Genomic DNA, 5301 nt, shown 5'->3' on the forward strand with positions numbered 1-5301 from the left:
CCGCGACGCGGCGTGGTTGGCCTTCACCATCGGCTCCAGGCCGGGCTCGTAGATCGGGATGATGCCCCGGTTGAGGCCATCCACCTTGGCCTGGTCGATATCGACGCAGACCACCTGGTGGCCAACATCGGCCAGGCAGGTGCCGGTCACCAGACCTACATAACCAGTACCAAAAATCGCAACGCGCATATCCGTGCTGACTCCGTGGTGGCTTACGGCAGAACGCCCAGCAACTCGACGTCGAAGGTCAGGGTGGAGTTCGGACCGATCGGACCACCCGGGGTGCCGTTCTCGCCGTATGCCAGTTCACCCGGGATCCAGAAGCGGTACTTCGAGCCGACCGGCATCAGGGCCACGCCCTCGGTCCAGCCCTTGATGACCTGGTCCAGACCGAATTCGGCCGGACCACGGCCTGCGGAACTGTCAAACACCGTGCCGTTGAGCAGCTTGCCTTCGTAGTTCACGCGCACCTTGCTGGACGGCAACGGACGCTCGCCGCTACCCGGGCGGATCACCTGGTACTGCAGGCCCGACGGAGTGGTCACCACGCCCGGCTGGGTCTTGTTCTTGGCCAGGAATGCGTTGCCTTCCTGACGGTTGGTCTGCGCAGCCTGTGCGGCCTTGGCCTGCATCTCGGCCTGCTTGGTGCCCATGAACGCCTGGATGGTGGCAGTGGCGTCAGCTTCGGTCATCTTCGGCTGACCCTTGCTCAGGCCGGTGTTGATCGCGTCAAACAGCGAGGCGGTATCGATATCGTCCTTCAGCTGTGCCAGCGACGGACCCACCGAATAGGCGCCAATCATCTGCGCGACCTTGACCCGGTCGACTTTCGCCGGCTGCGAGCCCGGCGCAACACCCGGCACCTGCTGGCCGCTGCGGGCCATCACTACCTGGCGCAGGGCGGCATCGGTCGCCTTGGCCTGTTCCTGGGTGATCTGCGGCTGCAGGCCTTCGAAGGAACGCTCCACGGCAGTGCGCAGCGCGGCCGCATCGATTTCATCGGCGATCGGCGCGAACGACTTGGCCACATCCAGACCAATGGCGTAGCCGAGCTTCTGCTTGGGGGAATTCAAGGGTGCGGTCTCCTTGGCGGCCGAGGGAGCGGCCGGTTGTTGCGACAGGGCGACACCGGAGGTGCCCATCGCCAGAATCAGAACCGACGCCGCGGCGCCGCGCATTCCCATTTTCATTCGCTGCATTCCTGGAAGTGACTGGACGCCGACGTCGGCGCGAAAACACGTATTGTCGCACGCATGCCGTCGATGTCGAGGCATCCGTGCCGGCGTTCAATGTACAGCTGGTGCTGCAAGCGCCTTGTCGATGGCTGCTTTCAGCTGCGGATCATCCGGAGTGACCTTGCTGGCGAACTGGGCAATGACCGTGCCATCGCGTCCGACCAGATACTTGTGGAAATTCCACGCCGGCGCCACGCCGGTGGCGGCGGTCAAGCGCTGATACAGCGGCGTGGCCTGCGCTCCGGTCACGTGCACCTTTTCGAACATCGGGAACTTCACGCCATAAGTAAGCGTGCAGAAATCCTGGATCTGCTTTTCATCACCAGGTTCCTGCCCCTTGAAATCGTTGGACGGGAAGCCGAGCACCGCAAACCCCTTGCCGGCGTACTGCTTCTGCAACGCTTCGAGGCCTTCGTACTGGGGGGTATAGCCGCACTTGCTGGCGGTATTGACCACGAGCAGCACTTGACCGTGGTAGCGCTGCTGCAGGTTGACCTGCTGCTTGCCCGCCAGCGGCCGATACGACAGATCCAGCAGATCGGCGGCAAACGCCCCGGCCGAAGTGGCCAGGCCAGTGGCCAGCAGGGTCAACAGGGACAGGCCGCGAAGGCGGCGCGAGGAGGCAGGCGACAAAGGCATGGGAGACGTTCCGCGGTAGCCGTTCCAGGGGTCCGGCCGTGACCGGCCGGGAATCGGCCGAACTATAGCACCGGGGTCTGCATGCCTCTGGAGCGCATGCGCTGTCGCGCTTTGCACGGCGTGGCGGAAGTGTCCTGCCGTGCGTCCCCGCCCGCTGCTGATGACATAGCATGGACATGGCTGAATGGGAGGCCGACAGAAAACGCGCCTCCGCGGTTTCATTTTTTCAATGCATATCAAGCGGTTGAACGAATATTGCAGCGCCATGACCACCCCTGCCATCAGTTGGGTGGGGGCAGGACTTGCACACAGGCGTGCCGGTGTTATAGTTGCATACAACACCAGTCACCTGAGACAGGGGGAACCATGAACAGCCGGATGCGTCGCAGCCTTGCCGCCCCCGCGGTCACCGCGGTATCAACCCTGTTCGTGCTGGTCTGGCTGGCCATGCCGGCACCGCCGGCCGCGTCCTCCCCCGCCCTCTCCGAAGACGGTACGCAGGACGCAGCAGCAACCACGGCAGGGAATGCCGCTCCCTCCCCCTCCCCCCCGCGTCGGCTGCACAGCTCCCTGTCCATGCCGTATTTCTCGTTCGCACARCCGCTGACCCCACGGAGCTGAATATGAGCGACATCCAGTGGAGCGACGGCGCTCCCATCTACCGCCAGCTGAAGGAACGCGTGATCGCGATGATGCTTGACGGAATCCTCAAGCCGGGCGATGCCCTTCCTTCGGTGCGCCAGGTGGCCGCCGATTACCAGCTCAACCCCATCACCGTTTCGCGCGCCTACCAGGAGCTGGCCGATGAAGGCCTGGTCGAGAAGCGCCGCGGGCTGGGCATGTTCATGACCGAACAGGCGGCCACGCAGCTGCGCAGCAGCGAGCGCGAACGCTTCCTCAATGAAGAATGGCCGGCCGTACTGGAACGCATCCAGCGACTGGGCCTGAGTCTCGACGAATTGTTGCCCCAGGGGAAATTCTGATGAATGCCAGTCCCACTACCGCTGTGCCAAGCGACGCTGTCATTACCGCCCGTGGCCTTCGCAAGGCTTACAAGAACACGCTCGCGCTCGACAACGCCAGCTTCTCCATTCCGGCGGGCCGCATCATCGGCCTGATCGGCCCCAATGGTGCCGGCAAGACCACCGCGCTGAAGGCGGTGCTCGGCCTGACCTCGGTGGAAGGCGAGCTGAGCGTGCTCGGCCGTGACCCGCGCGTGCACCGCGACGATCTGATGAACGACATCTGCTTCATCGCCGATGTCGCCGTGCTGCCGCGCTGGCTGAAGGTGCGTGAGGCGATCGACTTCGTCGCCGGCGTGCACCCCCGCTTCGATCGCGCCCGTTGCGAACGCTTCCTGGCCAACACCAAGCTGCAGCCCAAGCAGCGCGTGCGTGAACTGTCCAAGGGCATGATCGTGCAGCTGCACCTGGCCCTGGTGATGGCCATCGACGCCAAGGTGCTGGTGCTGGACGAACCCACGCTCGGCCTGGACATCCTGTACCGCAAGGAGTTCTACCAGCGCCTGCTGGAAGACTACTTCGACGAGCAGAAGACGATCATCGTCACTACCCACCAGGTGGAAGAGATCGAACACATCCTCACCGACGTGATGTTCATCCGCGATGGTCGCATCGTGCTCAATGCGGAAATGGACGAGGTCGGCGAGCGCTATACCGAACTGCTGGTCGGTGCCGACCAGCTTGAAACCGCCCGCGCACTGAAGCCCATCGACGAGCGCAGCCAAGCCTTCGGCAAGACCGTCCTGCTGTTCGACGGGGTGCCACGCAGCCAGCTGGCCAGCCTGGGTGAAACCCGCAACGCCGGCCTTGCCGATCTGTTCGTCGCTGTCATGAAGGGGACCTACGCATGAATGCCGTCAACCATCCTGTCAGCCCCGCAGGCACCCTGCGCTGGCTGCTCAAGCGCGAATACTGGGAAAACCGCGGTGGTTTCCTGTACGCCCCCGTGATCGCCGGCATCGTCTCGCTGCTGATGAGCGGCATCGGCATCGGCCTGGGCCTGTTCGCCCTGCATCGTGCCGCCCGCGACGGCGGCCTGCACATCGACGGCGAGAGCGTGAACATCAACGGCCTGGATCTGGCCGTGCTGACCCGCGACATCAGCGCCAAGGACATGGCCGACCTGGGCAACGGCCTGGACCTGGCGATGGTATTGACCTCGTCCTGGCCACTGATCGTGCTTGCCTTTGTGGTGTTCTTCTATTGCCTGGGCGCCCTGTATGACGATCGCCGCGACCGCAGCATCCTGTTCTGGAAGTCGCTGCCGCTGTCGGACACCCAGACCGTACTGTCCAAGGTGCTCAGTGCACTGATCGTCGCACCGCTCATCGCCATCATCGCTTCCAGCCTGACCCTGCTCGTTTTCATGCTGATACTGTGCCTGGTGGTGGTCTCCCACGGCGGCGATGCGATGCAGCTGATCGTGGGACCTGCCAATCCGATGAGCCTGGTCATGGGCATGTTCGTGTCCATCCCGGTGTACGCCCTGTGGGCGCTGCCCACTGCGGGCTGGCTGCTGCTGTGCTCGGCCTGGGCACGGAGCAAGCCGTTCCTTTGGGCGGTGATGCTGCCGCTGTTCGCCGGCATCATCGTCAGCACCACCAAGCTGATGCACCTGTTCGACCTGACCACCGGCTGGTTCTGGCAACACATCGTCGGCCGTCTGCTGCTGGGTGCGATGCCGGGAATGGATCTGCTGTACCGCGCCGGTGGCGGCGAATCCAGGCAGGATCTGGACTCGATCGTGGCGCTGATGGCGCCCTCTGCCCAGCTCAAGTCGCTGGCGATGCCCGACCTGTGGATCGGCGCGGCCTTCGGCGTAGCCTTCATCTTCATTGCCATCCGCCTGCGCAAGCGCGCTGGCGAAATCTGATCGTCAACCTGGAGGCACCACCCATGCGTTCCTTGATTGCCTGTACTGCACTGTTGCTGTTGCCGCTGTCGGCGCTGGCCGCCGATGCACCGAACTGCAAATTCTCCGCGCCGCGCGCGTTGAAGATCGACGCGGCCGGTGCCAAAGCGGTGGTGTTCGAGATCAACCAGCATGACCTGAAGGTGGTTGCCAGCGCGGGTGGCGGCCAGCTCGAAGGCCGCGCCTGCGCGTCCAACAAGGACTGGCTGGACCAGCTCGTGCTGGACCAGCGCCGCGTGGGCGACAAGCTGGTGGTGAGCCTGCGCCGCGACAACCGCGACGCGCTGTCGATGGGCAACAGCTATGCCTGGCTGGACATCCGTGGCAGCGTGCCGGACAACCTGCCGCTGCAGTTCAAGATCGGCTCGGGCGATGGCAGCATCGAGAACGCACAGTCGCTGAGCATGGACGTGGGCTCCGGTGATGGCATCGCCCGCGGGACCCGTGGCAGCGTGCACGCCGCCGTGGGTTCGGGCGACCTGGACGTCGATGG

General features: G+C 64.3%; 5 protein-coding genes and 2 pseudogenes. 4 read left to right on the forward strand and 3 right to left on the reverse strand.

Going from position 1 to position 5301, the window contains the following annotated elements:
* From AB4Y84_RS12265 to AB4Y84_RS12275, 3 genes and pseudogenes are all read right to left on the reverse strand, one after another.
* Positions 1-189 (reverse strand): annotated as a pseudogene (locus AB4Y84_RS12265) (UDP-glucose 6-dehydrogenase); the annotation flags it as partial.
* A 23-nt stretch (positions 190-212) separates the two neighbouring features.
* Positions 213-1190, reverse strand: a complete 978-nt coding sequence (locus AB4Y84_RS12270; protein WP_223495665.1) for an FKBP-type peptidyl-prolyl cis-trans isomerase N-terminal domain-containing protein — start codon at positions 1188-1190, stop codon at positions 213-215.
* A 96-nt stretch (positions 1191-1286) separates the two neighbouring features.
* A complete protein-coding gene (locus AB4Y84_RS12275) occupies positions 1287-1874 on the reverse strand; it encodes a glutathione peroxidase (protein ID WP_312108552.1) in 588 nt (195 codons plus the stop codon).
* Between the two features lie 623 nt (positions 1875-2497).
* Between AB4Y84_RS12275 and AB4Y84_RS12280 the strand changes: the two genes are divergently transcribed.
* From AB4Y84_RS12280 to AB4Y84_RS12295, 4 genes and pseudogenes are all read left to right on the forward strand, one after another.
* Positions 2498-2857, forward strand: coding sequence for a GntR family transcriptional regulator (locus tag AB4Y84_RS12280; RefSeq protein WP_012511573.1), 360 nt, complete (start codon positions 2498-2500; stop codon positions 2855-2857).
* Positions 2857-3747: an ABC transporter ATP-binding protein gene (locus AB4Y84_RS12285; protein ID WP_025876817.1), complete on the forward strand. Its 891-nt coding sequence runs from the start codon at positions 2857-2859 to the stop codon at positions 3745-3747. Before AB4Y84_RS12280 ends, AB4Y84_RS12285 begins: the two co-directional genes overlap by 1 nt.
* Positions 3744-4769, forward strand: a complete 1026-nt coding sequence (locus AB4Y84_RS12290) for a hypothetical protein (protein WP_025876815.1) — start codon at positions 3744-3746, stop codon at positions 4767-4769. Before AB4Y84_RS12285 ends, AB4Y84_RS12290 begins: the two co-directional genes overlap by 4 nt.
* Positions 4770-4792: 23 nt before the next feature.
* Positions 4793-5301: pseudogene (locus tag AB4Y84_RS12295) on the forward strand (hypothetical protein); the annotation flags it as partial.

Source organism: Stenotrophomonas sp. 2YAF22, from assembly GCF_052114665.1.
GTDB classification, from domain to species: domain Bacteria; phylum Pseudomonadota; class Gammaproteobacteria; order Xanthomonadales; family Xanthomonadaceae; genus Stenotrophomonas; species Stenotrophomonas indicatrix.